This is a genomic window from Leptothoe sp. LEGE 181152, from assembly GCF_032906605.1.
GTDB lineage: Bacteria > Cyanobacteriota > Cyanobacteriia > Phormidesmidales > Phormidesmidaceae > Leptothoe > Leptothoe turfae.
Genome location: NZ_JASATU010000066.1, coordinates 119,086 through 145,981, shown reverse-complemented (window position 1 = coordinate 145,981; position 26,896 = coordinate 119,086). Strand labels below are relative to the sequence as shown.

At 48.8% G+C, this 26,896-nt stretch carries 24 protein-coding genes and 1 tRNA gene; 15 read left to right on the top strand and 10 right to left on the bottom strand.

The features are described from left to right. The first annotated feature begins 52 nt into the window (after nt 1–52). The gene (locus tag QGP82_RS31290) at nt 53–364 is read left to right on the top strand and encodes a YkvA family protein (protein ID WP_163671405.1); all 312 of its coding nucleotides are present in this window, start codon (nt 53–55) and stop codon (nt 362–364) included. Here QGP82_RS31290 and QGP82_RS31285 read toward each other — a convergent pair. From QGP82_RS31285 to QGP82_RS31275, 3 genes are all read right to left on the bottom strand, one after another. Continuing rightward, a complete protein-coding gene (locus QGP82_RS31285) occupies nt 361–2,220 on the bottom strand; it encodes a peptide ABC transporter substrate-binding protein (RefSeq protein ID WP_499061972.1) in 1,860 nt (619 codons plus the stop codon). The genes QGP82_RS31290 and QGP82_RS31285 overlap by 4 nt on opposite strands. Nucleotides 2,221–2,599: 379 nt before the next feature. Beyond that, complete coding sequence (locus tag QGP82_RS31280) at nt 2,600–2,947, bottom strand: hypothetical protein (RefSeq protein ID WP_490795042.1); 348 nt, start codon at nt 2,945–2,947, stop codon at nt 2,600–2,602. Between the two features lie 114 nt (nt 2,948–3,061). After that, complete coding sequence (locus QGP82_RS31275) at nt 3,062–4,645, bottom strand: photosystem II high light acclimation radical SAM protein (protein ID WP_163671402.1); 1,584 nt, start codon at nt 4,643–4,645, stop codon at nt 3,062–3,064. Nucleotides 4,646–5,236: 591 nt separating this feature from the next. Between QGP82_RS31275 and QGP82_RS31270 the strand changes: the two genes are divergently transcribed. The 4 genes from QGP82_RS31270 to QGP82_RS31255 all read left to right on the top strand — a co-directional run bounded on the left by QGP82_RS31270 (nt 5,237) and on the right by QGP82_RS31255 (nt 7,741). Continuing rightward, nucleotides 5,237–5,590, top strand: coding sequence for a DUF1830 domain-containing protein (locus tag QGP82_RS31270; protein ID WP_490795774.1), 354 nt, complete (start codon nt 5,237–5,239; stop codon nt 5,588–5,590). Between the two features lie 276 nt (nt 5,591–5,866). Further along, complete coding sequence (locus tag QGP82_RS31265) at nt 5,867–6,301, top strand: DUF4079 domain-containing protein (RefSeq protein WP_499061970.1); 435 nt, start codon at nt 5,867–5,869, stop codon at nt 6,299–6,301. A gap of 99 nt (nt 6,302–6,400) precedes the next feature. Next, nucleotides 6,401–6,946, top strand: a complete 546-nt coding sequence (locus tag QGP82_RS31260) for a hypothetical protein (protein ID WP_163703657.1) — start codon at nt 6,401–6,403, stop codon at nt 6,944–6,946. Nucleotides 6,947–6,979: 33 nt separating this feature from the next. Beyond that, nucleotides 6,980–7,741, top strand: a complete 762-nt coding sequence (locus tag QGP82_RS31255) for an ABC transporter ATP-binding protein (RefSeq protein ID WP_499061968.1) — start codon at nt 6,980–6,982, stop codon at nt 7,739–7,741. Nucleotides 7,742–7,773: 32 nt separating this feature from the next. Here the strand turns inward: QGP82_RS31255 and QGP82_RS31250 are convergent, their stop codons facing one another. After that, on the bottom strand, nt 7,774–8,517 hold the full coding sequence (locus QGP82_RS31250; RefSeq protein WP_163671397.1) for a winged helix-turn-helix domain-containing protein: 744 nt from the start codon (nt 8,515–8,517) through the stop codon (nt 7,774–7,776). Nucleotides 8,518–9,034: 517 nt separating this feature from the next. Here QGP82_RS31250 and QGP82_RS31245 point away from each other — a divergent pair. Next, nucleotides 9,035–9,283 (top strand): DUF6761 family protein, encoded by a 249-nt coding sequence (locus QGP82_RS31245; RefSeq protein WP_163671396.1) that lies wholly within the window; start codon nt 9,035–9,037, stop codon nt 9,281–9,283. 79 nt (nt 9,284–9,362) lie between these two features. Here QGP82_RS31245 and grxD read toward each other — a convergent pair whose 3' ends face one another. The 3 genes from grxD to QGP82_RS31230 all read right to left on the bottom strand — a co-directional run bounded on the left by grxD (nt 9,363) and on the right by QGP82_RS31230 (nt 11,332). Next, complete coding sequence (gene grxD / locus QGP82_RS31240; protein WP_006518443.1) at nt 9,363–9,686, bottom strand: Grx4 family monothiol glutaredoxin; 324 nt, start codon at nt 9,684–9,686, stop codon at nt 9,363–9,365. A 165-nt stretch (nt 9,687–9,851) separates the two neighbouring features. Next, on the bottom strand, nt 9,852–10,103 hold the full coding sequence (locus tag QGP82_RS31235) for a BolA family protein (protein WP_163671395.1): 252 nt from the start codon (nt 10,101–10,103) through the stop codon (nt 9,852–9,854). Between the two features lie 182 nt (nt 10,104–10,285). Beyond that, nucleotides 10,286–11,332 (bottom strand): hypothetical protein, encoded by a 1,047-nt coding sequence (locus QGP82_RS31230; protein WP_250565973.1) that lies wholly within the window; start codon nt 11,330–11,332, stop codon nt 10,286–10,288. 190 nt (nt 11,333–11,522) lie between these two features. Between QGP82_RS31230 and QGP82_RS31225 the strand changes: the two genes are divergently transcribed. Further along, on the top strand, nt 11,523–13,622 hold the full coding sequence (locus tag QGP82_RS31225; protein WP_250565490.1) for a S8 family serine peptidase: 2,100 nt from the start codon (nt 11,523–11,525) through the stop codon (nt 13,620–13,622). A gap of 504 nt (nt 13,623–14,126) precedes the next feature. On the opposite strand, the gene QGP82_RS31220 is transcribed toward QGP82_RS31225, so the two are convergent. After that, nucleotides 14,127–14,200, bottom strand: a tRNA-Pro gene (locus QGP82_RS31220). Between the two features lie 412 nt (nt 14,201–14,612). On the opposite strand from QGP82_RS31220, the gene QGP82_RS31215 reads away from it, so the two are divergent. The 5 genes from QGP82_RS31215 to tsaA all read left to right on the top strand — a co-directional run bounded on the left by QGP82_RS31215 (nt 14,613) and on the right by tsaA (nt 19,055). Then, a complete protein-coding gene (locus QGP82_RS31215; protein ID WP_163671392.1) occupies nt 14,613–15,104 on the top strand; it encodes a hypothetical protein in 492 nt (163 codons plus the stop codon). A 246-nt stretch (nt 15,105–15,350) separates the two neighbouring features. Beyond that, the gene (locus QGP82_RS31210; protein WP_499061967.1) at nt 15,351–16,814 is read left to right on the top strand and encodes a phosphoglucomutase/phosphomannomutase family protein; all 1,464 of its coding nucleotides are present in this window, start codon (nt 15,351–15,353) and stop codon (nt 16,812–16,814) included. A gap of 108 nt (nt 16,815–16,922) precedes the next feature. Beyond that, entirely contained in the window at nt 16,923–17,480 is a 558-nt protein-coding gene (locus tag QGP82_RS31205; RefSeq protein ID WP_163671390.1) for a sigma-70 family RNA polymerase sigma factor, read from the top strand. Continuing rightward, complete coding sequence (locus QGP82_RS31200; protein WP_499061966.1) at nt 17,477–18,226, top strand: anti-sigma factor domain-containing protein; 750 nt, start codon at nt 17,477–17,479, stop codon at nt 18,224–18,226. The genes QGP82_RS31205 and QGP82_RS31200 overlap by 4 nt, the downstream gene beginning before the upstream one ends. A gap of 85 nt (nt 18,227–18,311) precedes the next feature. Then, nucleotides 18,312–19,055 carry a tRNA (N6-threonylcarbamoyladenosine(37)-N6)-methyltransferase TrmO gene (tsaA, locus tag QGP82_RS31195; RefSeq protein ID WP_163671388.1) on the top strand — a complete coding sequence of 248 codons (744 nt, stop codon included), beginning with the start codon at nt 18,312–18,314 and terminating at the stop codon, nt 19,053–19,055. Between the two features lie 50 nt (nt 19,056–19,105). Here the strand turns inward: tsaA and QGP82_RS31190 are convergent, their stop codons facing one another. Further along, on the bottom strand, nt 19,106–19,426 hold the full coding sequence (locus QGP82_RS31190; protein ID WP_499061965.1) for an AzlD domain-containing protein: 321 nt from the start codon (nt 19,424–19,426) through the stop codon (nt 19,106–19,108). After that, entirely contained in the window at nt 19,423–20,154 is a 732-nt protein-coding gene (locus QGP82_RS31185; protein WP_163671386.1) for an AzlC family ABC transporter permease, read from the bottom strand. Before QGP82_RS31185 ends, QGP82_RS31190 begins: the two co-directional genes overlap by 4 nt. Before the next feature lie 753 nt (nt 20,155–20,907). On the opposite strand from QGP82_RS31185, the gene QGP82_RS31180 reads away from it, so the two are divergent. From QGP82_RS31180 to QGP82_RS31170, 3 genes are all read left to right on the top strand, one after another. Continuing rightward, on the top strand, nt 20,908–22,224 hold the full coding sequence (locus QGP82_RS31180) for an efflux RND transporter periplasmic adaptor subunit (RefSeq protein WP_163696288.1): 1,317 nt from the start codon (nt 20,908–20,910) through the stop codon (nt 22,222–22,224). Nucleotides 22,225–22,387: 163 nt separating this feature from the next. Beyond that, a complete protein-coding gene (locus QGP82_RS31175) occupies nt 22,388–25,558 on the top strand; it encodes an efflux RND transporter permease subunit (protein WP_499061964.1) in 3,171 nt (1,056 codons plus the stop codon). Nucleotides 25,559–25,715: 157 nt separating this feature from the next. Further along, nucleotides 25,716–26,810, top strand: a complete 1,095-nt coding sequence (locus QGP82_RS31170) for a TIR domain-containing protein (protein WP_163671383.1) — start codon at nt 25,716–25,718, stop codon at nt 26,808–26,810. Nucleotides 26,811–26,896 lie beyond the last annotated feature (86 nt).

Genomic DNA, 26,896 nt, shown 5'->3' with positions numbered 1-26,896 from the left:
TCTCGTCTTTTTAAGGGAAATGGCATCATTAGATAATGCGTTAAAGATTTCTATGAAGCAACTGGTTGAATCGTTTTACGCCTTATATCGCAGCGGCTTACGCAATCCTAAATATCGCTGGTTGATTATTTTTGGGACATTGACTTACATATTAAGTCCCCTTGATATTTCTCCCGATTTGCTTCCCATTGTCGGTTGGATTGACGATGGGGTTTTAATTACTCTGTTGTTGACCGAAGTTTTTTATCTATTTCAGGGGGCCTTCAGCTCCTCTGATCAGGATATGGTTGACGAGCAGACCCCGGCCAACGAAGATGATGACGAAGGCGTGGTCATAGATGTCAAAGCTCAAGAGGTTCCTTAAGGGGCTTGATCTTCTGATTCGTTGTCTGGTTCGGATTCTTCAGAGGATTGTTCTACGTCCTGACTATCAATAATATCTATATCTTTGCTGTTGGCTTCCTCTGAAGGCATGTCTGCATTATTTTCAACAGACTCCACGGGTCGCCAGTTGGCAATATCCCAGGTACTTGCATCCCAGGGCGTAAAATTATAGCCAGTAATACGATAGCTAACGGCATTGGAGAGCGCCCGATGCACAATGGGTAACACTGCCACATCGTCCGCTAACATCTGATCCATTTGCCGAAATAGTTCGTTGCGCTTATCGGCATCACGTTCCTGGCGGGCCGTATTCCACAGTTTGTCGTACTCTGCATTGCAATAGCGGGCATTGTTGGGTTTTTGCCAGTTGTTGGCCAGTGCCGCAATGTTGTCGCAGGTCCACCAGCCCATGTAAATCGTAGGATCAGGGATGTCATTGCCGATGGCATATTCCTGCATGTCGGCATAGAAATGGTTGATGCTGTTGGTTTGCTCTGGGTCAGCAGAGAAAAAATCCTCAGTGCGGACCCGCTCAATCAAGATGTCAATGCCGATGGCTGCTAGCTGCTCTTGGACAAGACTTTGGGTGGCCTGGCGAATCGTGCCGATGGAGGTTTGGAAGAGCAGCTGTAGGGGTTGGTTGTTGCGATCGCGAATACCATCATCATCGCTATCGACCCAACCGGCTTCTTCCAAAAGCTCCTTGGCCTTCTCCACATCATGTTCAAAATCAATCAGCTCATTTTCCGCAGGCGTTGGTGCCATCAATAACTGAGAGGTGGGAATCCCCAAATCTCCATAGAGCTGGTCAACGATGGCCTGTCGATCAATGCCATAGTCAATCGCCTGTCGGACCCTCACATCTTGCAAAATTGGGTGAGGGAATTCCTTACTCGCGCGTTCTTTAGCCTCAGTTTCTTGATCAGGATCAGCAAAATTCAACATAATGCGCTCCACCTGGCTACCAAAGGTAAGCACGAGCCCACCGGCTTCACCGGTTTGCACTAAATCCACTAAGGCTGCTGACTCTAGCTGAATATTATGGGCAAAATCGGCTGTTCCATCTCGCAGGACATCGCGGGCAGCCACATAGGGCGGAACATTACCCAAAATTTCGATGCGCTTAAAGCCCCCCACAGGCTGACGATAAAGCTCATTGGGGACAAACAACAAACGACCATTGGCCTCAGTTAAATAGCGATAGGGACCAGTGCCCACCGGCTGAAAGTTAGCTGGAGCTTCCCGAGCCTTACGGCTGTTGAAATCTTTGAATAAATGTTCTGGCAAAATCAATCCATTTAGACCAGTAAACGGCATTTGCCAGCTGGCTGTCGGCTGTTTAAACGTAATTTTTACCGTATGGTCGTCAGTGGCTTCTACCGATTCAATATCTTGGTAGTACTGAGCCGTAACCGCAGCAACGGTGGGATTAGCAATAAATTTATAGGTGAAAGCGACATCTTCAGCAGTTAAGGCTTCTCCATCTGACCATCGCAGGGTTTCTTTCAGTTTCCAGGTAATGGAGAGGCCATCCTCACTAACACCCCCATTGTCTAGAGAGGGGATTTCAGCCGCCAAAACCGGGATAAGCTCCCCATCAGGGCCATAGCTGGCCAGCGGCTCATAGATAATACGCGCCACTTCGAAGTCTTGGAAGCCAGTCGCTAAGTGAGGATTAAGGGTAACAGGAGCCCGACCATAAATCAGCGTTAACACCTCTGGAGGAGCTACGTACTCGTCAAGGGAGTCATCATGGGGAGAATCAGTGGATGACACAGGCTGTACAGGTTGTTGGCATCCAGTAATCAGTACCGATAATGCCAATAGACTGGCCATCCTTTTTTGCACGAGGGGCAGTTGCCGTAAGGATTGGGACCAGGAAAAAAGCATGTGTACGTTATGGAATCAGTGTGACCATGTTTGATAGTAACTGCTGCTGCCACCAAGTTGCTGGTGGCGAATCACAGCAAAGTTGTAGCCAGAACACTATGGGATTTCTCCTGACCACTGTCCATTTCTTAGAAGACCTAATTGGTAGATGCACCCTGATGTCCTCCCCGGTGGAGTAATCCACTGGGGAGTTTTTTTGCTTTTATGGACATCTCAAACCAGTCGTTGGTAGCGATTTGACTGGGTTTGAAAAATTTTTATGAGCTAAATACCAGAAGGCACCTGGTGGCCCACCAGGTGCCTTCTAGTATTGAAGGGAGCAGCCTTACTCTGCTACAGGTGCTTCAACTTCAGAAGTAGCCCCATCAGCCTCATCGGTGGCGGCTTCAGCAGTTACTGCGTCAGTTTCTGTAGCCTCAGTTTCTGTAGCTTCAGTTTCTGAAGCCTCTTCGCTAACGTCAGGTTCAGGCTCAGGCTCAACTTTCTGAGTGGGTTTAGGACCTCGCATCAAAGCTGGGTTGATAGGCGGCTTTTTCCGATCGTCCTTATCGCGCTTGCCTTTACCCTTGCCCTTACCTCTGCCTTTGCCTTTAGCTCTTTCCTTATTCTCTGAAGGTTTACGGTCCCTATCCTCTGGGGGACGATCTTTCTTCAGAATTGGTTTATCTACCATGGCACTCCGTCAATTCCTGCCTAGTGATCCTAACATTTGCTTAATGATTTACTTTGGTGGCTTTTTGCATACCCAACAGTGAATCCAACTTTGAAGATAATCACACTATCGAGACTATTGAGCGATGAGTTCTGGTTGCTTATCCACTAACGTTGGTTTCACAGGAGCTGTTAACGCTTCTTCCAACGGGGCCAGACCGAGACGGTCCTCCAAAATATCCATCACTTCTCGACCAAAGTCGTTGGGGTTTTGACGAAAAGCCTGCAAGCACACATCGCCAAAGAAAGCACCCAGGGGTTCTGGATTCCAGAGCAGTTTATTCGCAACCCAGGGGAGATAGATGGCCAGCGGGTTATAGTCCTTCTTGAGAAGATTGTTCTCAAACGCGTAGGTTTCTAAATGGGTATGGGGTTGCAAACCAATAAAGAAAATTGCGGGTTCTACCTTATCGCGACCAAAAATTGCTTCTAGGGCACGATGATACGCCAGGGTCTGGCGTACGGTTTCCATCCGCTCATCGATCACATTGAAGGAGTAATTAACTGAAACTAGATCATTAAATCCGGCGGCTTTAAGGTCGCGGCAGTTTTGCAAAACAGTACGTAGGTTATACCCCATGCGCATCTTACGGACCAGTTCTTGAGAGCCACTGGTAATGCCAATCTCAAAATAGTTCATCCCGGTTTTGACCATCAGATCGCACAGCTCAGGTGTGAGATTATCAGCCCGGATATAGGCGGCCCAGTGGATATCCTTCATACCTGAGTCAATGATTTTTTGTAGGAGCTCAACGGCATCGTCAATAAAGCGACGAGCCGGAATAAATTGAGCATCGGTAAACCAGAAGTTACGGATACCACGGTCGTATAGCTGTTGCATTTCCTTAACGACTTCGTCGGATGGATTAATGCGCACCTGCTTGCCTTCTACAACGGTGTAGACACAGTAGCAACAGTTATGGGGACAGCCTCGTTTGGTTTGAACACCAATGTAAAAATCGTTTTCCTGGAGGTAGTAGTTAAATTCAGGCCAGATTTTTTCGATATAGGCGTAATCGCACGCGCTTTTCTCAATAGCAGTTGGCCATTCATGAATGAGACGTTCGCGGGGCTCTGTTTCACCAACGACGTAGCAGCGTTCACCACTGATGGATTCCTTGCGAACTAGTTTTTCTAGCAGTAATTCGCCTTCACCGACGGAAACAATCGTGCCCTTAGGCATCCATGAGGCGACTTGCTCATAGAAAACGCTAACAGCACCACCACCCACCACCAATTTTGCATCAGGGCAGTAGCGCTTAGCCCGTTTAAAGCCTCGTTTAATCAGGCCAGTATTTTGCCAGAGTTCATTCATGTAGGTGGCAACCATTCGCACTCCCCCCAGGGCCCCACGCATCTTAACTAGGGGGTTGCGGGCGTAGTTGAACTCGAAGGCATTTTGTAATGGATTGCCACCACGTCCACCAACCGGTGCGTAGATTTGAATATCCCGCCAAGAAAAGACCAAAACGTTAGGCTGAAAATTATCAATGCAGCGATCTAGTGCTGAGCCGAAGTCCAGGGCTGGGAATGTCCCCAAATCAAAGATACGTTGCTCTATATCGGGAAAGACCTTGTGAAGGTGGTCTGCCAAGTACACAACCCCGATGGGAAAAATAGGGTTACACGGAAGTCGGACGTATAGAACGCGGTTAGCCATTACTGCACTGGTTGCCTAATGTTACGTAGCGTAAAAAAATGAAGTGAGTTTTCAATTTTTTCACATATCGTTACGATAACATTGCTGTTCTGAGATTTCATCGCTGCCGTACATCCCCCAAGGTGACCAACCCTCCCAAAACCATGGTGTCTAAGGCAAAGGATTGAAAAACCAGGTAGCAAGGAATTTAACTTCTCAATCCACTAGTGATTTTTTTGTATCGATTAAAGCAGTATAAATGTCATCTTATCTGAACATTTAGTGACACTTCTTAAGCTCATATAAACTCATAAAGGTAGTACGTGAATTCCCTTACATTAGCTAAAAAAATAAAAATAATTGGGTGTTTCAAGAGTAATAGGCTGAGTTTTGGAATATCTTATTTCATTGCTTTTAATTGTTCATTATTAAAATAATTACGTTTTTTATTCGCAGATAGTAATAAAACTGATAAACCATCAAAGCTCCTTATGTTGAATGTGTAAAGTTTTCTGAAAACCTCATCGGTAGCAGCTTTTACAGTTGTTGGGGATCACTAAATGTTAGTGTTATGGATACTGTTGGCATCCCTCCACACTCTTTTCTCCTCCCATGACACAAATACTCGATCCCGTACCCTTTGATGATACGAAAACAGTCTTATGTTGCTATGTGAATGACTCTAGTAGGATTCAGGTAGCTAGAATTACAAATATTTCAAATTGGTATTTTGAACGTGTTGTTTTTCCAGGGCAACGATTAATGTTTGAATCGCATATTGATGGGCAATTAGAGATTCATTCTGGCTCCATGGCAAGCTCTATTTTGGAAGATACAGTTCCCTGTTCGCGTCTAAGGATTGATAACGCAGAAGACACAGTGGGTGACGAGAGTCTTGGCTCAGCTTTGGATTTAGAAAGTGAGGCGTCAGCTGCCTTGAATGCGATGCAGCCGGTCCATGGTTAGTACTCGTCATATGCGTTGGGCTTTTAGGCTCTAACGCTAATGGTGACGCTGTCTCTAGCAATTGGTTAAATCGTTGCCTCAAGTTTTTAAGTCGTCACGTTTGGTATGTCACAGTTGAGCGGGCTAGAGGCAGGCTTGTACATCAGGTTTAGTTAGCTCTTAGGCAGGCGATTGAGCTGGCCTAGCAGTACTGCTCTATGGTAAGGCTTACAAAGGTTCTGATATTTCTGGATAGGCTCAGAAATATCAGAACCTTTAGAGTTTAGGGGAGTGCTCATGGACTTGCCATCGTTTATTTGGTTGTGGCGTATTGCGGCCTGGTCTATGGGGCTCTCTGTCACGGTGTATGGGGGGTTGCTAATGACAGGTGGCTTTGTCCGGTATGCACGTACTCAGCAAAAGCCTCAGCTTAGTTGGGTGAGAGTGATACATTTTTTGCTGGGCGGGGTACTGGTTGCTTTAGTGCTGTTATTGCTGAGTATTGGGATCATTGGCACATTGGGCGAGCATGGCAACCTGGGACATTCCTGGCATTTGTGGGCCGGGCTGTCAGTTGTCGGTTTAGTGCTAGCGTCATTAGCGGCTGCTACTCAGATTTCTAGCCGCCCCTGGGCTCGTACCCTGCATGTGACACTCAATGCCCTACTTTTCATTGCGTTTGCGGCGGTTAGCTATAGCGGTTGGGATGTGGTGCAGCAGTATTTGCCATAGGGTATGTGAGCTTGGGATTTACCCGTGGATGGCAGCACAACGACCAGACTCTTTGAACTAATGTTACGCTCAAAATCTGTGGCTTTTGACTCTATACCTATGTCTTCGGCGGATAAGCCAATTGACCGGTTTCGTATTTCACCACTCATTAAGGTGACGTTACTCAGTTTTTATGTGGCGTTACTGTTACCACTGCCATTTTTAGCCCAGGCAACAGATGCCCCCGTTGGCCCTGGGCTACTGGTGGTACTCGCTCTGGTGGGAGCTCTTTTTCTGGGGGCAGGGTTAAGTGAACAGGTACAAACCTCCGATGAGGGGATTGCCCTGGTGTCACCGCTGCCCTGGCGTGGTTGGTTTTTGCAATGGTCTGAGATTAAAGCTCTAAAGCCACGTTCAACCGGACAGAATGGCACGGTCTATTACTTTATTACTGCAGCCGCTGACCGAGCTTATTTATTGCCAATGCGGGTGGTCGGGTTTGCTCGACTGGTGCGTACGGTGGAAGCAAAAACTGGGATTGATACTCAGGATGTAACACCGTTGGCGCAGCCATGGATGTACCTGTTTTTGCTGGTAATGACAGTCTTTTTGCTGTTGATGGATGCTTGGGCCGTGTGGACAGCTACCCACGGCGGTGTAGTTTGAAATAAATTAGTCAATTAGCCTGGGTAATGTGTTTTGCACAGCAGTCATGCCGTCCTAGAATTTACCGACGTGTCTTTGCGGGCCAATGTGGGTATGGGTCTATTGTTGGATCGCATATCGTTTGCGATCGCAGCCAAATCTCGCCTTGCCATTGTCGGACCATCGGGGGCAGGTAAAACGACACTGCTACGACTCATGAACCGTCTCAGCGATCCGAGTGACGGTCAGATCACCTATCAACAGCAACCCCTCAAACACTATTCAGTGATAGACCTACGCCGCAAAGTCGGTCTGGTGATGCAAGATAGTACGCTACTGGACCAGTCTGTAGAAGAAAGCCTGTGTTACCCGGCCCGCCTGCGTGGCGTCGGTGCCGCCTCTGCCAGACGTACATTACAGCCGTGGCTAGAGCGGTTAAAAATTCCCCAAGATTGGCTAGGTCGTCAGGCGGTGGAACTATCGGTGGGGCAGCGTCAGCGGGTTGCGATCGCACGTACCTTGGCCACTGAACCTGACATCGTACTGCTCGATGAACCCACTGCCGCCCAAGATACCGGTTACGCCCAGTACTTACTCAGCTATCTCGCCACCCTAGACAAGGTCAGTGCTGTTGTCATGGTCAACCACCAGCTAGAACTTATGAAAGATTGGGCCACCCATGTTTTATATGTGCAGGGGGGCAAACTGGTAAGCTACCAACCCGTTAGTCAGGTGCATTGGGGGCACTTAAAGCAAGCCATTGTAGACGCCCAAAAAGAAGACGATTGGGATGATGATTGGAACGAAAAATCGTAGAAACGTCCCTACAATTTTTAATTGAGATATCCTCAAACCGCATTGACGGCCTTAGCCACACCTACACCCACCGGATGATGGTTATGCGTATGCAACCGCTCAATATTCAACCGATAACCCACATTGCGTACGGTCTGAATAACACTTGGCTGGCGGGGATCCACCTCAATCTTTTTACGCAGCGATAACACGTGGGTATCAACCGTGCGGGGATTATCGATGGCATCGGGCCAAGCCCGTCGCAGTAAGTCAGCCCGGCTCAAAGGCGATCCTTCGGCTTGGGTAAGCACATACAACAAACTAAACTCTTGGGGTGTCAGGTCAATAAACTGCTCCTTAAAGCGCACCCGACGCTGTATTAAGTCGATATTCAAATCGCCATAGGTCAACGACGCAGGGGCCGTGATTTTACGATTGCGTCGCGTCAGCGCTTCGACCCTCGCCAAAAATTCTTGCATGCCAAAGGGCTTTTTGAGATAATCATCGGCTCCGGCCTGTAACCCTGCCACCACATCCGGCTCACCCGACTTAGCAGATAGGATCATCACCAGAGGACGCCCTCGCTGCTGTAACCATTGGCAAAGCTCTAAACCATTACCATCCGACAGCTCTGTTTCCAGAATTACCAGGCTAGGCTGGGCCGTCTGAAAGGTTTCCTTAGCCCGCATAATGTCAGCAGACTGGTTCACTCGATAGCCTGCCTGTTGAAGATGCCAACTAAGTAGCGATCTCAGGTGAGGATTACCCTCAATAATTTGAATACACGTAGAGGCCACAGCTAATTGAGAAGCCCAGGCTTCATAACACTCTCGTAGAAGAGTATCAAAGACCTCAAGAATATTTTGTAGTTGCGGCTACGGGGCTGATGATGCGTCCGTATTTATATCTGGTCTTTGGGTAGATACTCATATATCCATAATGCAACTATTACAGAGACGAAACCACCACAGTTAGCAATGTAAACCCGTTAGTCAACTCTATATAATTTGCAAAGGATCGAATAATGGCTCAAATTAAGCTGATAAAATCTTAGAAAGAATACTGAAAAAACAAAAAAAGTTTACATAAACCTGAGCGTTGGAATAAATAGTGCAAGAATAAATATAGCTGTATCTACCCCCCGCAATTCTAATTCTTACAACTGTTTTTCCGTCACTACATCGGTGATTCGTCTCCATCGGATAAATGTCGGTTATTTAGCAGAAAGTCGACTAGCAAGCCCCCCATTATTGACTCATCCACAGCGCTAGCAGATAGGTCCCGATCAAGCGGTTTAGAGGAGGCCCACACACAATGCTTCAAGATGCAAAAACAATTCGCTACTACCAGAGAATTACCGATGCCCTAGTGGATCAGTGGAATCGTGGATACCGTAATGACGACTTACGACGCTATCTCGAAGGGTATTTAGCAGCGCTCCGTCATTCGGATGCCCTAGAGCCCTATTTGATCCATCGTCTAGAGGATGAAGTAAATCGGTTTTTATTTGATTCCTCAAACTTCGTTACAGCACAACCCCAGCCCGAACATGACTATCGTTAATGTTTAGCTAGGAATTTTGTCAAATATTTCTTAGCGTTCAGGAGGACATCCATCAGCGATGCCCTCCTATTTCTACTGTTTAAGATGCCAAAGCGACTTCAACCATTTCCTGTAGCTTGCCACTTTGATAGAGTTCGATCATGATGTCTGAACCACCAATAAATTCACCGCCGATATAAACCTGGGGAATCGTTGGCCAGTTGGAATATTCTTTAATGCCCTGACGGATGTCGTAATCTGCCAGCACATCGATGGTTTCATAAGGAGCACCCAAAGAGTTAAGAATTTGGGCAACATTGTTGGAAAACCCGCACTGGGGCATCAGCTTAGTACCCTTCATAAACACAAGAATTTTGTTGGATGCGAGCAAGCTGTCGATTTTTTCTTTGACTTCTGGAGACATGGCTATAGCACTCAATAACTAAGCTAACTGTTTGACGTCGCTGATTTACAGGATAAAGCTGTGGGGACACACGCTATTGGCCAGACCTTTTGAGCTTGAGTCCTTTTAAGAATCAGCAACGCCAGTTGTTCTATGTAATCTTATCGAACGATTTGTCCCATTGTGTTAACCCTGCTGGGCCCACTCCTCAGGAGTAAAGGTTTTAAGGGTCAGCGCATGGAGATCGCCCGTTACCATCGCTGCATTAACGCTGCCGTACACCAGCTGATGCTGTTTAACGAGATTGAGTCCCTCAAATGAGGTGGAGACGATCGTGGCTTGATAATGATCTTGAGTACCCGTTAGATCCTGGATGGTTACCTGGGCATCGGGTAGCTTTGCTTTAATCAGTTGCTCTACTTGGTTGGCAGGAATCATAGGAAAAAGTCGGTGAGAAAAATTCGAAGCTGCTTGATATAGACAGTGGGTGATGCTCAACATTAAACGTGAACAGCAGACACTGCCTACCCTAACTATCTTGACTTAGGTTCACCCTACTCGGCCAATCCATGTACATGGCCAATCGATGTACGTAAGATGGAGATAGCTGTTATGAGCACTTATTGCTCAGAGGAGGTTGCCGTCTCTTCATTGACAATGTAGGGCTGAGCGACAAACCCAATTTCAAGGAGCTGATCGTAAGCCTGCTGTCCCAGAGCACGGGTGGGGTTTTGGCTGCTAAGTACTTCCACTAATAGGGGAATAGCTAACGTAGGCTGCTGTTGTGCTTGATAGGCACGCGCTTGTTTTAAGGAGGCCTGATCCCTAAGCTCCGCTGCCTCCAGGGCTTGTTGCCGCATCTCGTTGCTAACGCGACGGTCAATTCCTGAGAACGTGGTCAATAGACTTTGATAATAACCAGAAGATTGATTTAAGGTTTCCCTTGCAGCCTGTAGGCGCGCCACCGCGGTGGCGTAGTCAGCAGCAGCGTAGGCGGCATCCGCTTCGTTAATCAAAAGTTCAGCCGCACGAATCCCCGTAGGACTATCCCCTTGATTCAGGGGTCGGGCGACGTTGGCAACGGCATTACTGGGATCTTCAGACCCTGTGCGGCGATAAGGTCGGCTGACAAAGCCCAGTTCAAACAATTGTTGATAGCCATCCAGACCTAGATCGCGGTTAGGCCCCTGGCTTTGTACAATTTCCACTAGCAGTGGAACGGCCAATTCTGCCTGCCCCTGGGCCCGATAGATCAGAGCCTGTCTATAGGTGGCCTGATCACGCATCTGGGCGGCATCACGGGCACTGATGCGCAAGCTACTGCTGATGTCTGCGTCCACCCCTGTAAAGGCTGCTGCAATATTTTGGTAGCTGTTGGACGTTTGGTTTAAAATTTCTCTGGCTTCTTGAAGTTTGAGGACGGCTAGATCATAGTCCTGACTCTCAATGGCGGCTTCTGCCTCTGCCATGAGGCCTTCCCCAGGTGCAATTCCTAAGCCTGCATCGATGTCTCCCTGAGCCAACAGAGTGGGGGAAGATAAAGTCTCCGTGGCGTCTGAGGTAGCTATGGAGGCTGCTGGGGCAACAGGAGCCAACAGAGCAAAACTAGCGGCTGCTCCTAAAAAGGAGAACATACCAGGTTGAACAATGTGTGATAAAGAAACCATGGGGCCGACTAAATTGATGACAAGGCAATTGATGACAAGGCGGGATAACAAAGCGTAACGATTTGGTTCACAGAGGGATCTAGGTTTTAGAACCCTAATATATCGTTACAGAGGTTATCAATACACAGATTTTAGATTTCCAGGCATTGTGCCTATTGTCAAAGTGGATGTTGTCCGTGAAGTACCTGAAATGACTACAGGAGAAAGCTTACAAGGGGTTAGCCCAGAGCAAGCAGGGGTGATTTTGCAACGGGGTGGCGAGGAACTCTTGCTCTATAAGGTGCACAACTGGCTGACAATTCGGATTGAAACCTTGGAAGAACAGTCGAGTTTGCTGGAGCACCTTAAGCAGGAATGGCGTCCCCTCGCTGTGAAATCAGTGGCGCGGGGACAGCTCATAGCCTTGAAGGTGCATCGTCAGCAGCTAGAGAACGCTCTACAGATGGCGCGCCAGTTGGACAGCATACGCTTTGCCAGTCATGTATATGAGTTAGCGGCCAGTCCTAAGACCCATATTTATTTACTGGATCAGCTCACTGTACAGTTTACGACTGAGTTCCCTTTAAGAACCATTGACGAACTCGCAAGGGAGCTAGGCCTTATCCGCGAAAAAGGATTGGATGGGACCGAACGTACCTATATTTTTCGGGTCACTAAGGCAGCAGCCGAGAATCCCATTAAACTAGCCAATCGCCTGATGCGTAATGCTCAGGTGTTAGTGGCTGAGCCCAATGTGGTCGTGTCTACAGCTCCCCTATATCGGCCCAAAGACTCGCTTTATAGTGAACAGTGGCATTTACAGCATCAAGGGGGACGTGGCCTGGCTTCAAAGTCCCATATTGATGCAGAAAAAGCTTGGGACATTACTCGGGGTAGCCGCTCAGTGGTGATTGCGGTAACCGATGATGCCTTTGATCTCAACCACCCAGATTTACAAGGCATGGGGAAATTAGTTGCTCCGTCCGATCTGAAGCATCGTGATGGTTTACCCATGCCTAGTCAGGCCCATGAGAATCATGGTACAGCGGTGGCTGGCTTAGCCGTGGCAGAAGAAACCGGTAGTGGTGTTGTGGGGGTGGCTCCAGGCTGTAGCTTTATGCCGATTCAAACGACTGGGTATCTCGACGATGAATCGATCGAGCAGCTGTTTGAAGGGGCGGTTAGTCGGGGCGCATCCGTGATTTCCTGTAGCTGGTCCCCCGCAGCGGTTTATTTCCCCCTGTCGCTGCGCCAGCGTAATGCCATTAATCGCGCTGCTACCAAGGGACGTAATGGTAAAGGGTGTGTGGTGCTGTTTTCAGCTGGCAATGCCAACCGACCGTTAAACGGCAAGGTGCGTGAGCTCGGCTGGCCTAAAAATGCCTTACGGGGAGTGACCCAATGGCTGGGTGGGTTTGCAATGCATCCGGATGTGATCACAGTGTCAGCCAGCACTAGCTTGAATCAGAAAGCCGTCTACAGCAATTGGGGCAAACATGTCTCTGTGGCAGCACCCAGCAATAATGGACCGCCGAGTATGGCGTTACCAGATGTAGGACAGGTGGAAACCGGGCCTTTAGTGAACGGATCGTTTGCTGGTTTGGGCATGACCACCGCCGATCGCACAGGTAGGACGGGGTATAGCCGGACCAGCTATACCAGTTCATTTGGTGGTACATCGAGTGCTTGTCCTGTCGTGGCAGGCGTGGTGGGCTTGATGCTATCAGCCAATCCAGACTTGGATGCGGGTGAGGTGAAGCAAATTTTGCAAGATACTGCCGACAAAATTGAAGACAAAACGCCTGATCCTCAGCTGGGATTGGCCTATGGCAGCTACGACAATCGTGGCCATTCTCTATGGTTTGGCTATGGGAAAGTGAATGCTTACAAGGCAGTTAAAGCAGCTCAAGATCGGCATCTGGCCCATCGCCGTCTCAGCAAGGTGATTGAACGGACAAGTGCCGTTACCTTAACTATCCCAGCTGATAGAACCGCGATGCAGAAGGCTGGGATTACGATCAATCAGCGAGGGACGCTGCAAGATATTCAAATTTATGTAGAGATTCGCCATGGCTTTTTGGGAGATCTGTCCATTGCAGTGATGTCGCCCCCAGGAAAATCCGTGTTATTGCAAGGACGTACATTGGGGCGACAAACCCAGTTACGCAAGACCTATACCTTTGAAAATACGCCTGCCTTAAGTTTGTTGATGAACGCTGGGATACATGGACGTTGGCAGCTCAAAATTTTGGACCATAGTGAAACTCACCAGGGACAATTGTTACAATGGTCACTAAAGCTAGGCATTTAGCAGAGATACGTACGCCAATTGTCGTGCAAATAAAAACCTTATTATTTGAGGCTCTGAGCTTACGCTATATATGGTTGGAGGGGTTAGTAACACAGCTTACTCATTTTTTTGCTGAGGATGCTAAATTTATGGGTATGACGCTTTTATTAGCGCAATACCCACTACCAACATAAATATATGTTGCTGGCTTACTGGTGATATCTACATGTCCTGCGTAGGTAGTAGTTACTACCAGTTTTTTGGGGGATATTACTACACTGCCTCAAGTATCGAGACATCAGGGTTTGATTGAACAGACTTACTAGCGTTGATAGGGATGCTAGTTAAATGTGTGAGCGAGTGTTTGTGATTGATATGACAAAATCTGTAGCTATTTCTGGATGCATATCAGAAGTTATGGGTTTGTCGGCTAGATTATTCCATTTTTTAGGACAGCTGAACTAGCAGTCCAGCTGTCTGGCAACTCTTAGTACGCATGCACATGCCAGTTGATCAGTTACAAAATCGGGATGACTGGATTCGAACCAGCGGCCCCTTCGTCCCGAACGAAGTGCGCTACCAAACTGCGCTACATCCCGTCTCAGCTCACCTTAAGCAATCGCTAATTCAAGTGATTTATACCTGAATTATTGCTACAGGTTATTACTGCTACCAAACTAGGTTATCACACTCACTTTTAGAGTGACTTATTAGTTCATGCTAATAGGCATAACTTAGAGGGAAACGTAGTAAATCTGAGATATGCACTATGATTGCCAAGGGCTTTACTGATTTTTCAAGGTTCTAAGCCTATGTTCGTTAGTTTCTTTATATATCTAACGTTTCAATTTGGTTTCATATGTGCATCCTTACCCTAAGGGTGTGAGTTGTTCCCACTTTACTGACACACTATTCATGTTGCTGTTGCTATGCGCTGCGATTTGATACAGACAGGTAAGGAATTACTGAGTCTGCCAATGTAGCGAAAGTTAACCGCTTAGGAGACCATCCGTGTTTGCTCTCAATATTGACTGTTCACCCACTGCCGATGCATTAGAGGCAGATGTACTGAACATAACTAATGTCCCTACGGGGTTTGATTTTCAAGTTTTGAAGCCATTGGAAATGGTAACAAGCCAGTTTGCCGGGGTGAGTTTTGGATGTGCGATCGCACTGATCCCTTCTAACCCCAGGTTTGTGGCACGAGTAGGAGAGCGGATAATCATGCCAACGGGTAATGACAACCGCTTGTCCATCGCCCTAGACGACGACGTCGACTCCTTCTGCCTCTGGGGTCGTTGCACACAACCCATGGTGCTCAAGGTATTAGAAAGTGGCGGCAAGGTGCTGCAAATCCACAGCGATAAGGCCTTCCGGTGGCCCAATAGCTCAGAAACGGCCCTGCTACCTCTCCAGATTCTAAAACTAGAGAATATGAGTAATATCGCCATGATCGAGCTCTTTGCCGATGCGCCATTTACCATTGAAGGACTTTCTGTATAAGGACGCTCTGTGTAGCGAGCTATACCTACTAATGCTGCCGTGGTTGCGGCATTTGCTCAAATTTGCTGTCTAGGCAACTCTTCAGAGCACTCGTCAGTCTATTTCAGTAAGGCTAGGTTCGAAAAATACTGTGTTATGGGGCTTTCCCCTCTGGCATTTGCTAAGGGCACTGTTTAAACTGCTGAGGGGATCAGGATCTCCCTTAGCATCTGTGAATTCCTTAGATGTGGCATTACTGAAATCATTATGGCAACCGCATTATCTCCATCGGTATTTGTAGGTAAATCGATTAAGTTTGGTACAGATGGTTGGCGTGGCATGATTGCCGCCGACTTTACCTTTGAGCGTGTTGAGCTAGTGGCCGCTCTGTCCGCTAAAGTTCTCGAAGACTGTTTCGGCAGCAACGGCAGCCGTACAGTGATTGTGGGTTACGACCGCCGTTTTCTATCCCCTGAATTTGCAGGCCATGCCGCTGAGGCAATTGCCCAGGCTGGTTACGACGTATTGTTATCTGAATGTTTTGCACCCACCCCTGCCTTTAGCTGGGCGGCTCACGAAAAAAGCGCGTTGGGTGCCATTGTGATCACGGCTAGTCACAACCCCGCTGCCTACTCTGGCTTAAAGGTTAAAGGTGCATTTGGCGGTTCCGTTTCCCCCGATGTCACTAAGAAAGTAGAGTCGATGCTGCCCCAGGGGAAGCCCGTGGCTGATAAGCCGGGCACAATTACATCTTTTGATCCCTGGCCTAGTTACTGTCAAGCACTTCAGGGCATGGTGGACATCGACGCTATTCGCTCTGCCATTGCTGATGGCCAGCTAACGCTGTTTGCAGATGTGATGCATGGTTCTGCTGCAGGCGGGTTTGAAAAAATCCTTGGCATGCCCATCCATGAAATTAATGGCGACGCAGACCCTCTGTTTGAAGGGGGGGCTCCTGAGCCCTTGCCCAAGTATATTCCCAAGCTCTACAAGGCCATCAAAGAGCGTTACCAGTCTGGTGGCAAAGGTTTGACGGTCGGTATTATCTTCGATGGTGACAGTGACCGGGTAGCTGGCATGGATGGCCAGGGCGAGTTTTTGAGCTCCCAGGTACTCATTCCTATTTTGATTGAGCACCTGAAGGAACGCCGTAGTTTTGAGGGTGAAGTGATCAAAACCATTAGCGGCTCTAACCTGATGCAAAAGGTCGCTGAGCTCCATGGCCTATCGGTGCATGAAACGCCCATTGGCTATAAGTACATTGCCGATCGCATGCTAGAAACTAAGGTGTTAATCGGCGGTGAAGAATCTGGCGGCATTGGCTATGGCCATCACATTCCTGAGCGAGATGCGTTGTTATCGGCGCTGTATCTGCTAGAGGCTGTGGTGAAAAGTGGTAAAGATTTTGGTCAGCTGCACCAGGCTTTACGCCAGCAGACTGGTTTCACAGGAGCCTATGATCGGATTGACTTGCCCCTGGCCAATATGGATGTGCGGGCTAAGCTGCTGGAACAACTCCAAAATGCTACACCGACTGAAGTTGCCGGTAAGGTCGTAGGTGATGTGCTTTCCATTGATGGTTATAAGTTCACCCTGGCGGATGGCAGCTGGTTATTGATTCGCTTTAGTGGCACCGAGCCAGTACTGCGTCTCTATTCCGAAGCAGCCACCCTTGAAGAAGTGCACAAGCACTTGAACTGGGCTAAGGATTGGGCTAATTCAGTGGGCTAGTCCTTTATTTGGATTGGTTTAAACTGAGATGAGGATCATGTCCCTTGGGGTGTGGTCCTTTTTATATACTCGTTAGGTAGGCGGTCAATTACCCCAGTACCCTAATACATGGCTCGTTTTTCTACAGATGCTTCTGATAGTGAGTTAATTCGTAGCTTGAGAGCTGGACACCAGGAAGCACTTACTGTTCTCTACGATCGCTATGGTGGCTTAGTTTATACGGTTGCCTTGAGATTTTTAAAACAACCCGCTGAAGCTGAAGACCTCACCCAGGAAATATTTTTTAATTTTTGGAAACAGGATAAGTATGACCCTAATCGGTCTGTCTTAAGTACGTATCTAAGCCTGGTGACTCGCTCGCGAGCCTTAGATCGAATTGCTAAGCGCAGTACCCAAAAGCGTTCTCTACAGCAATTAAAATCCTTACCGGATCGCACCATAACGCCCCTGGAAAATGCCACCTTATCAGAACAGCAAGAAACCTTGCGACAAGCCCTCTCACAACTTAAAGATCAGCAGCGTCAGGTTCTAGAAATGAACTTTTATCAGGGCATTAGCCATGCAGATATTGCTCGACAGTTAAATATGCCTTTGGGAACTGTAAAAACGCGAGCGCGTCAGGGGCTCATTGAACTGAGGAAGCGATTAGGGGATGTGGTTGAATGATGAGCAACAACAGGCCCGGTCCGTTGCCAGAAGAAAAATATATGTTGCTCTCAGGTTATGTGCTGGGGGACTTAACCTCGGAAGAGGTGGCGCAGGTGGAGCAGCTGGCCCTTGATGATCCGGCAGTTTTGAAAGAATTGCATTCTCTGGAGGCGAGTTTTGAGCTGCTGCCCCAAGGATTAACGCAGATATCGCCACCGGAAAGTTTACGGGAGCGGTTTTTAGTACCCTCTAAGTCACTTGAAACGGCACCTGTTTTGCCCCAGGGTTCTAAGGGAGTTATTTGGAAAATTTTGGTGGGGCTGGTTGCGATCGCAACCCTAGCCCTAGCCACTGACAATCTAAGACTACGGCAGCAACTGGCCCAACAGCTCGAAGAAGATCGAGTGGCTGCCATTTTACAACAGCCCAACAGTCGGCTAATTGCGTTGACGGGCAATGGCACCAACGCGGCTGGCACACTATTATTTACCCCCGGTAATTGGCAAGAGGTGATTGTCTCATTAGGCGATTTGCCACCGCTGCCACCAGACGAGGTTTATCGGATGTGGTTAGCGTTAGAGAACGGAACAGTTATTTACTGTGGTGAGTTTAATACGGGAGACGATGGTTCTATATTTGTCAGATTTACCCCCAATGAAACACCACCGGAGGGGGTAAAAACCACAGAGTTATTTGTCACCATTGATGGCCGTCAAACGGACCCTGACCCTTCGGGTGTGCGGGTAATGACGGGGGCAATTTAAGGGCGTGAACTTAGGCAATGTAGGGGCGTTACATGCAACGCCCCTACATCGATTATGCTTGGGAGGTGTTTGATGCCGCTGTCTGATGGTTGCCGAGGTTACGTTTACCCCCATAGCTTATATTCAATCTTGTTATCCCGATCGATTTGGCATTCCTCGGCAGGCGGGGTTGGTAGAGTCGGCCTACGCAGATATTGTTTTTGAGGCTACAGAAGAGAATAAATTAGCACTGCGGGGCATCCAGGAGTTTTCTCATCTGTGGGTTTTGTTTATATTCCATGGGCAATCCTACGGTGATTTTAAGCCCCTGGTGAGACCCCCACGCTTAGGGGGTAATAAGAGTGTTGGCGTCTATGCCACCCGTAGCCCCAACCGCCCCAATGCCATTGGCATGAGTGCTGTCAAACTGTTGGGAATGACTGAAAAGAAGAGAAAATTGCGTTTGCAGGTGCAGGGAGGAGACTTTTTAGATGGTACGCCGGTTATTGATGTCAAACCCTATGTGCCCTATGCAGATGCAATTCCCACAGCTGATGGAGCCTGGACGGTGGAGCAGCAAATATTGTTGCCAGTGCGCTGGAATAACAACGCTGAATCAGTTTTAATTGAAAGCCTAGAGCCTGAACCAGAGAAACTACGCCGTTTAATTGAAGAGACCCTAGCGCAGGATCCACGTCCAGGATATGAACGTGGAAAAGATGGCCGAGAGGGGCAGCGCTGGAATATGCAGGTCAGCCATTACAGCGTCTTTTGGACCGTGAAAAATGGCATAGCTGAAGTTGTGAAATTAGAGCGAGTTGAGAGGAGACCCACCCCGAAAACCCTGTAGGGGCAGTGCCTTGTGCCTGCCCAGAGATAACATACGCCTATGCTGCGATGTCAACTAAAAAGAGTTTGCCACACCAAAAAGACTCCCATGCCGACAAGAATTGTTAGCAGCAGATTCTTTTTCCAAAGCCCCACCCCTAACGCAGCTAGAGCACCCATCAGACGCGGATTACCCACCCCGAGCCAAAGGTTACCGCCTTCTATGAGGACGCTGGGGACAATAATGGCAGTTAATACCGCCGGAGGGACATAGGTTAGGGCCTGCAGTAGTCGAGGTGGCAAGGTAATGTGACCACTCATGGCGAGGAGCGGGTAGCGGATCAAGAAGGTGACAAGGGTCATGCCGCCCAGCAGTAGTACTTCGTTCGTCATAGTTCTTCTTTGAGCTTCTTTGAGTAGTTTTCGAGTAGGACACCCACAAGGATGCCTGCGATCGCAGCGACCATCAGACCCAATTGATGGGGCAAGCCTCGGGCGAGCAGAGCCGTAACGCCTGCCGTGACAACCGTAGCCACCATGGGTCGATTCGTTAAATAGGGAATTGTCATGCCAATAAAGGTGGCGACCATGGCAAAGTCCAACCCCCAGGCACTGGCATTGGGAATGCTTTGACCCAGTGTCAGCCCCAGCAGGGTGCACAGTTGCCAATTAACATACATGGCCAGGGCTGAGCCAAACTGAAACCAATGTTTGTGAGGGGATGGATCATCCTGGCGATAGCGTTGGATGGCCACCATAAAATTTTCATCAGTCAGCCAAAACCCCAACGGTAACTTCCATGTCTGGCTAAGGTGTTTGACATAGGGAACAAGGCTAACGGCGTAGAGCAGATGTCGCAGATTGACCACCCAGGTCGTCAGAATGATAATACCGATGGGGGTATCCGCTGCCAACAGCCCCAAGGCAATAAACTGGGACGAACCAGCAAAGACAACGGCTGACATACCCATCGCCCCCCCAAAGGAGAGTCCGCTGGACTGAGCCAGGGTACCAAAGATAATGCCAAACGGAATTGCGCCGACGATCAGGGGGATAGTTTGCCGAGCCCCCGCCCAAAACTCATGCCAGGGACGCTGGGTCAGCTTAGAGACCATAGTCATGGGAATATCTAATGCAAGATCACCCAAAGCTTAGATCGGCTTAACTAGGCCTGTCTTGAACGTTTTTGCACTAAATGACGCTCATCGAGAAAGTAATAATCACCAGAGGAATAGGCATCTTCTTTTGAGTAGCTAGAGTCCACTATAAATTGAGGGGGTCTAGCAGCAGATGTTGTCAGGGGAATATCGGTAATACATGATACACACCTAAAAAATCGGCCCTGACTGCCTGAAAATTAACTGTGAGATCGCTAATATCCCTGGCCCACCAGCATTGACTGAATACAATCCTGATCATGAATGCCACTCATGGGATTCCATCAAAAAAACACGCCCCATAAAAAAATAGATATGCGCTATGGTGGACCATATCAGGCCCTAGTACAGCGTTTACTAGGCGTTTGACTTATTCAACCTGCACCAGTCGCGTTTTTTGTTGTACGGAGTTTTTTGAGAGTTACTTTCTAGCCTATTTTTAGTCCCACAAGAGAATTTAAACACAACGTTGTTGTAATTGTTCAATGCCATGGGGCATCCGTTAAATTCAACGATGGTTTGTCTTTTGGTCCTTAGGTGATCCAATTGTTTTTCCACCTGTTTATTGTCTGAACATTATCCGAACTTCGGTTTGAATCTGTCAAAGTTCGATAATATGGAACTATCGACCAAGGATCGCTGCTAGCGGCTCCTGTCAGTTTTTTAGCTTTTATGACTTCACACTCTGGTTCTTCAACAGCATTAGAGACATCCTCCATGCAGTCCTCCTCTGTGTCATCTCAGGTCCCAAGTCAGCGTAACTGGTTGATTTGGCTGGCAACTTTGATTGTGTTGGCTGGAGGAGGCTTTGCACTGTGGCTATTGTTAGGTAGAGGTGGCGGACCATCGGGTATGCCCATGGGGGGTGCTGTTCCTGTCACAATAGAACAGATGCGGCCAGAAACTTTACGCGATCAGGCTACGTTTGTTGGCACGTTAGACGCCCAAGCGGGGGTGGTGCTGCAGCCGGAAGCCGATGGTCGGATTACTCGCATCTATGTTTCATCCGGTGACCAGATAGCGGCAGGTGATCCCATTATGGAGCTGAGTGCCGATCGCTCTCAAGCTGAGCTGAGTGCAGCGTTGGCCAGTGTCAGTGCAGCGCAATCGGCTCGGGATAACTCTCGGGCTCAACTGCAATCGTTGGTGGCGCAGCGTATTCGCATAGAAGCAGATGTGAAGTTACAAAACACTGAATTTGGGCGTACACAACGTCTTGTGGAGGCAGGGGCTCAGTCTCAGCAGGAACTGGATGAGGTAGAACGCGATCGCGACGCGGCCATTGCGTCTTTAGAGGCTGCCACAGAGGAAATTGAGGCGGCTCAGGCAAGTCTGAGCCAAGCCGAGGCATTTCTAGAACAGTCCCAAGCCACAGCAGAGGCCACCCGTGAAGACTTGCTGGATAAAACGGTGACCGCACCGATTGCCGGTGTGGTTGGCGATATTCCAGTGGAACTGGGGGATTATGTGCAAGTGGGGGGGACATTGACCACCATCACCCAAAATGAAGTGCTGGAGCTGGAGATAGATATTCCTGCTGAACAGCTCGGTGAAATTCAACTGGGCATGCCGGTGGAGCTACTGACCTTTGGTGCTGGCGAACCCGTGGCTACTGGTGCTCTAAGTTTCATTTCACCTCAAACAGATGTCTCAACCCAAACCGTATTGGCAAAGGCTCGGTTTTCGAATTTAGCAGGCAATTTACAGGATAACCAGCGCGTAGACGTGCGCGTTATTTTAGATGAACGTCCTGGTCTATTGATTCCAGCGACGGCCATTACCCGTTTAGGGGGACAATCCTTTGTTTATGTAGCAGCTGATGCACCACCGCCAGAAGATGGGCAGCCCCCCATTGAGGGACCGGTTGCTCAGCTACGACCAGTTACATTGGGCGCTATGCAGGGCAACAACTTTCAAGTGCTAGAGGGTCTCTCCGCCGGAGAAGAGATTGTGACCACTGGTCTATTAAATTTGCAGGACGGTGTGCCGATTACTCCCCAGGAAGAAGCGGCTGAGGCCGGTGTATCTCCTTAAGTCTGTTGTTGGATCATTTCAATTCCTCTTCCGCCCAGGGGAAGTACAGGACTACCCCATACGTCTAGGGTAGGTACAAGACCAGCCCCTACGTTGCCTTTTTTGCCTAAGCAATTAACAATACAAGACCAGCCCCTACCCCCCACCCTATTGGCATCTTTCCATGGTCAACTATTTTATTAAGCGGCCTGTTTTTGCCACCGTCTGCGCCATTATCATTCTGTTGATTGGTGCGGTGAGCATTCCTACACTGCCCATTGCCCAGTATCCAGACATTAGTCCCACCCAAGTTAATGTAACGGCCACCTATATTGGTGCCGATGCCGAAACCGTTGAGAAAGCCGTCACCACCGTGTTAGAGCGGGAGATTAACGGGGTGGAAGGGATGCGCTATATTTCTTCCAACAGTAGTAATAGCGGCATTAGCAATATTGTCGTCACCTTTGACGCCAGCCGCGACAAGGATATTGCAGCCGTCGACGTGCAAAACCGGGTGTCGCTGGCAGAGCCCCAGCTACCGGAAGAAGTGCGGCAGACCGGTGTGGTCGTGTCCAAGCAGAACAGCAATATTCTGCTGGGCATGAGTTTGTTTTCAGAGGATGGCACGTTTGACAGTGTGTTTTTAAGTAACTACGCCGATTTATACATTGTGGATGCCCTGCGACGGGTGCCCGGTGTTGGGGATGTGGTTATCTTTGGCGAACGTACCTATGCGATGCGCCTGTGGTTAGATCCGCAGCGTTTGGCCAGACGAGAGCTGACGGCTGATGATGTAGTCCAGGCTTTGCAAGAACAGAATATTCAGGTGGGTGCGGGTCAAATTGGTCAGCCTCCCTCACCGGAAGACCAAACCTTCCAGATTGACCTGCGGGCTGTCAGCCGTTTACAGGAAGTCTCTGAGTTTGAAGAACTGGTCATTCAAACCGGAGAGAATGGCGCTTTGGTAAAACTCAAGGATGTGGGACGAGCTGAGCTGGGGGCAGAAAGCTATAACACATTCCTGCGATTTAATGGCAATGAATCGGTAGGTCTTGGTATTTTCCAACTGCCGGGCAGTAATGCCTTGCAGGTGGCCCAGGGTATACGAGATGTGATGGCAGAGCTGGCGGACGAGTTTCCCCAGGGCATGGAGTACGGTGTTGGTTTCGACACGACAGAGTTTGTCCGCCAGTCTCTTGCTCGCGTAGTCTGGACGCTGGTTCAGGCAGTGGGTCTGGTGGTGCTGGTGATTTACCTCTTCCTCCAGGACTGGCGAACGACGCTTATTCCGGCGATTACCATTCCGGTGGCTCTGATCGGTACCTTTGCCATTGTTAAAATCTTTGGCTTTTCCATCAACAGTCTGACGCTGTTTGGTCTCACCCTGGCCACAGGGATGGTGGTGGATGATGCCATTGTGGTGGTGGAAGATATTGCCTCGAAGATTCAGAATCGGGGCATGTCGCCGAGGCTGGCGGCGGTGGAGGCGATGCGGGAGCTGACCGGGGCGGTCATTGCCACATCCCTAGTGCTGATGGCGGTGTTTATTCCGGTGGCGTTTTTCCCAGGGACTACGGGGGCGCTATATCGGCAGTTTGCACTGACCATTGCGTTTGCGATCGCACTTTCCACTTTCAACGCCCTGACCCTCACCCCCACCCTGGCCGGTTTGCTGCTGCGCCAACATACCGGCAGCCACGGCTGGCTAGACATTATCTTCAATCCCTTTAACCGTTTACTTGACAATATACGCGCCCAGTATGGCGGTGCCCTACAGATTCTCAACCGGTTCAAAGTCTTTGTTTTAGCAGCATTTGTAGCATCTTTGGTATTGACCGGCTGGCTATATAACAGTGTGCCATCAGCGTTTTTACCCGATGAAGACCAGGGGTATTTCATTACCTTGATCCAGGGTCCAGAGGGGTCTTCCCTAAACCAGACCAGTAAGGTCATGCGTCAGGTGGAAGAAACCATTTTGGCCCAGGACGGTGTACGAGCCACATTTGCTGTGGGTGGATTTAGCTTTAACGGTAACACTGCTAACAACGGTGTCGTCTTCACGACACTAGAACCTTGGGAAGAGCGACCACCGGGCATAACATCCTTTAGTTTGATTGGTCAGCTTTTTGGCGAATTTAGCAGCATTACTGAAGCGCGTGTCTTTCCGGTAAACCCACCCTCTATTCAAGGTTTAAGCAGCTTTAGCGGTTTCCAGTTTCAACTACAGGATCGACGTGGCAATCTGACCATCGATACCCTGGTGCAAAACATGTTTGGCCTGTTGGGCGCAGCCAATCAACACCCTAATCTCAATGCAGTGTTTAGCACCTATGCAGCGAACTCTCCTCTGATTGAGATTGATGTCGATCGCGATAAGGCTAAAGCACTGGATGTGGACATCGACGAAGTCTTTGGCACATTGCAGACATATCTCGGGTCGCGTTACGTTAACGACTTTACGTTGCAGGGACGCACCTATCGGGTATATGTTCAGGCCGATCAGCAATATCGTTCAGCTCCAGACGATATCAACAAACTCTATGTCCGTTCTAACAATGACGTGATGATTCCCATGGGTAGTCTGGTGAGTCTGAGTGAGACCACTGGAGCCCAAACGATTAACCATTACAACCTCTTCCGCTCTATTGAAATTAATGGCGCGGCGGCACCTGGTGTCAGTTCTGGTGCGGCCATTGACACCATGGAAGAGGTCGCCGCTCAGGTATTGCCAGCCAGCCTTGGCTATGAGTGGACGGGCAGTGCATTAGAAGAGATTGAATCGGGTAGTCAGGCTCCGATTATCTTTGGCTTGGGGATTATCTTTGTATTCCTGGTATTGGCAGCCCAGTACGAGAGCTATGTGGACCCGGTGATTATTCTCTTTGCGGTACCGCTAGCGGTATTTGGGGCGTTGCTGGCTCAGTCGATGCGGGGATTACCGAACGATGTATATTGCCAGATTGGTTTGGTAATGTTGATTGGTTTAGCCAGTAAGAACTCGATTTTGATTGTGGAGTTTGCCAATCAGCTGCGCGACCAGGGGTTACCCATTGTCAAGGCGTCGTTAGAAGCCGCTCAGTCAAGGATGCGACCAATTTTGATGACCGCAATTTCCACACTGAGTAGTATTTTCCCACTGGTAATTGCAACAGGTGCGGGCGCGGGCAGCCGTCAGTCGTTGGGGACAGCGGTATTTGGTGGCATGTTTGTGGCAACCTTCTTGAGTTTGTTTGTGGTGCCGATTTTGTACATCATCGTGAAGAGTTTAAGCGAACAGTTTAAGCCTCCGAAGGGTCCAAATGATGGTGAACAGATGGCTGTTTATGAGAGAAAAATGACGGGAACAGGCGTTTAACCCCCCCGATTACAGCCCCCTCCGAGGAGGGAAAATCTGCAGATAGACTTGACCTCTGCAGATTTTTTTTGGCTAAAATTCCGAATTTCTGTATCTAGTAACTGACTGGCTAAAACTAACAGGCTATATTAAGAGCGACTTACTCCATGCTCTATCAATGCCTAAAATCCTGATGCTTGCGGCGAATCCGAATGATACTGCACGTTTACGGATAGGTGAAGAAGTTCGGGATATTAGTGAGGGACTGCAACGGGCTAGTCATCGTGATGAGTTTGAGATTGTGCAACGCTGGGCTGTACGTCCTCGTGATTTGCAGCGGGCGATGCTAGAAGAATCGCCGCAGATCGTTCATTTTTCTGGGCATGGTGCTGGCGATGCAGGCCTGTATTTTGAGGATGTGTCGGGTAATAGTCAGCTGGTGTCGGGAGCTGCTTTAGCAGGTTTGTTTCAGCTGATCGGGCAGAAATCGCCGATTAACTGTGTGCTACTAAATGGGTGTTACTCGCAGGCGCAGGCACAGGCAATTGTGGAGCATATACCCTATGTGATAGGCATGAGTGACGCTATGGGTGACCGTGCTGCGATTGAGTTTGCAGTAGGGTTTTATGATGCGCTGGGGGCTGGGGAGTCGGTGGACTTTGCGTTTGAGTCAGGCAAGGTGGCAATGGCGCTCAATAGTACGGGGGATGAGGATGTGCCAGTATTGTTGAAGGGGAATGTGAAAACCAAAACTCAGCCAGCGTCTCCACCAGCATCTCCACCCGTGACCAATCCTGATCTAAATGAACCGCTAGGTGTATTTATTTCCTATTCCCATAAGGATGAGGGCCTTAAAGAAGAACTAGAGATTCACTTGTCGGCACTAACGCGACAAAAGAAGATTAAGCCCTGGCAAGATCGGGCGATTGAAGCAGGAACAGAATGGGATGATGCGATCAAATCTGAATTAGAAGTTGCGCAGATTATTTTGTTGTTGGTGACACCTCGGTTTATGGCATCAAACTATATCCATGATATTGAACTGGCGCAGGCCATGGAACGTCACAAGGCTGGGACTGCGCGGGTGATTCCTATCATTTTGAAGCCGGTGGACTTTAAAGGAACACCATTTGAGAAGCTACAGGCGTTACCCAAAGATGCAAAGCCAGTGACTCGATGGGATGATCAGGACGAAGCCTTTCTGGATGTAGTACAGGGAATTCGGCGTGTAGTAGAGTCATGGCATGCCATGACTCTACCTGAAACCCCTTAGCACTCCATGGTAAACACCAGCAAAAATCTACCGAGCCATGTTGTTAACTTTAGCGACTATAGGACCAAAAACACAACACAAAAATC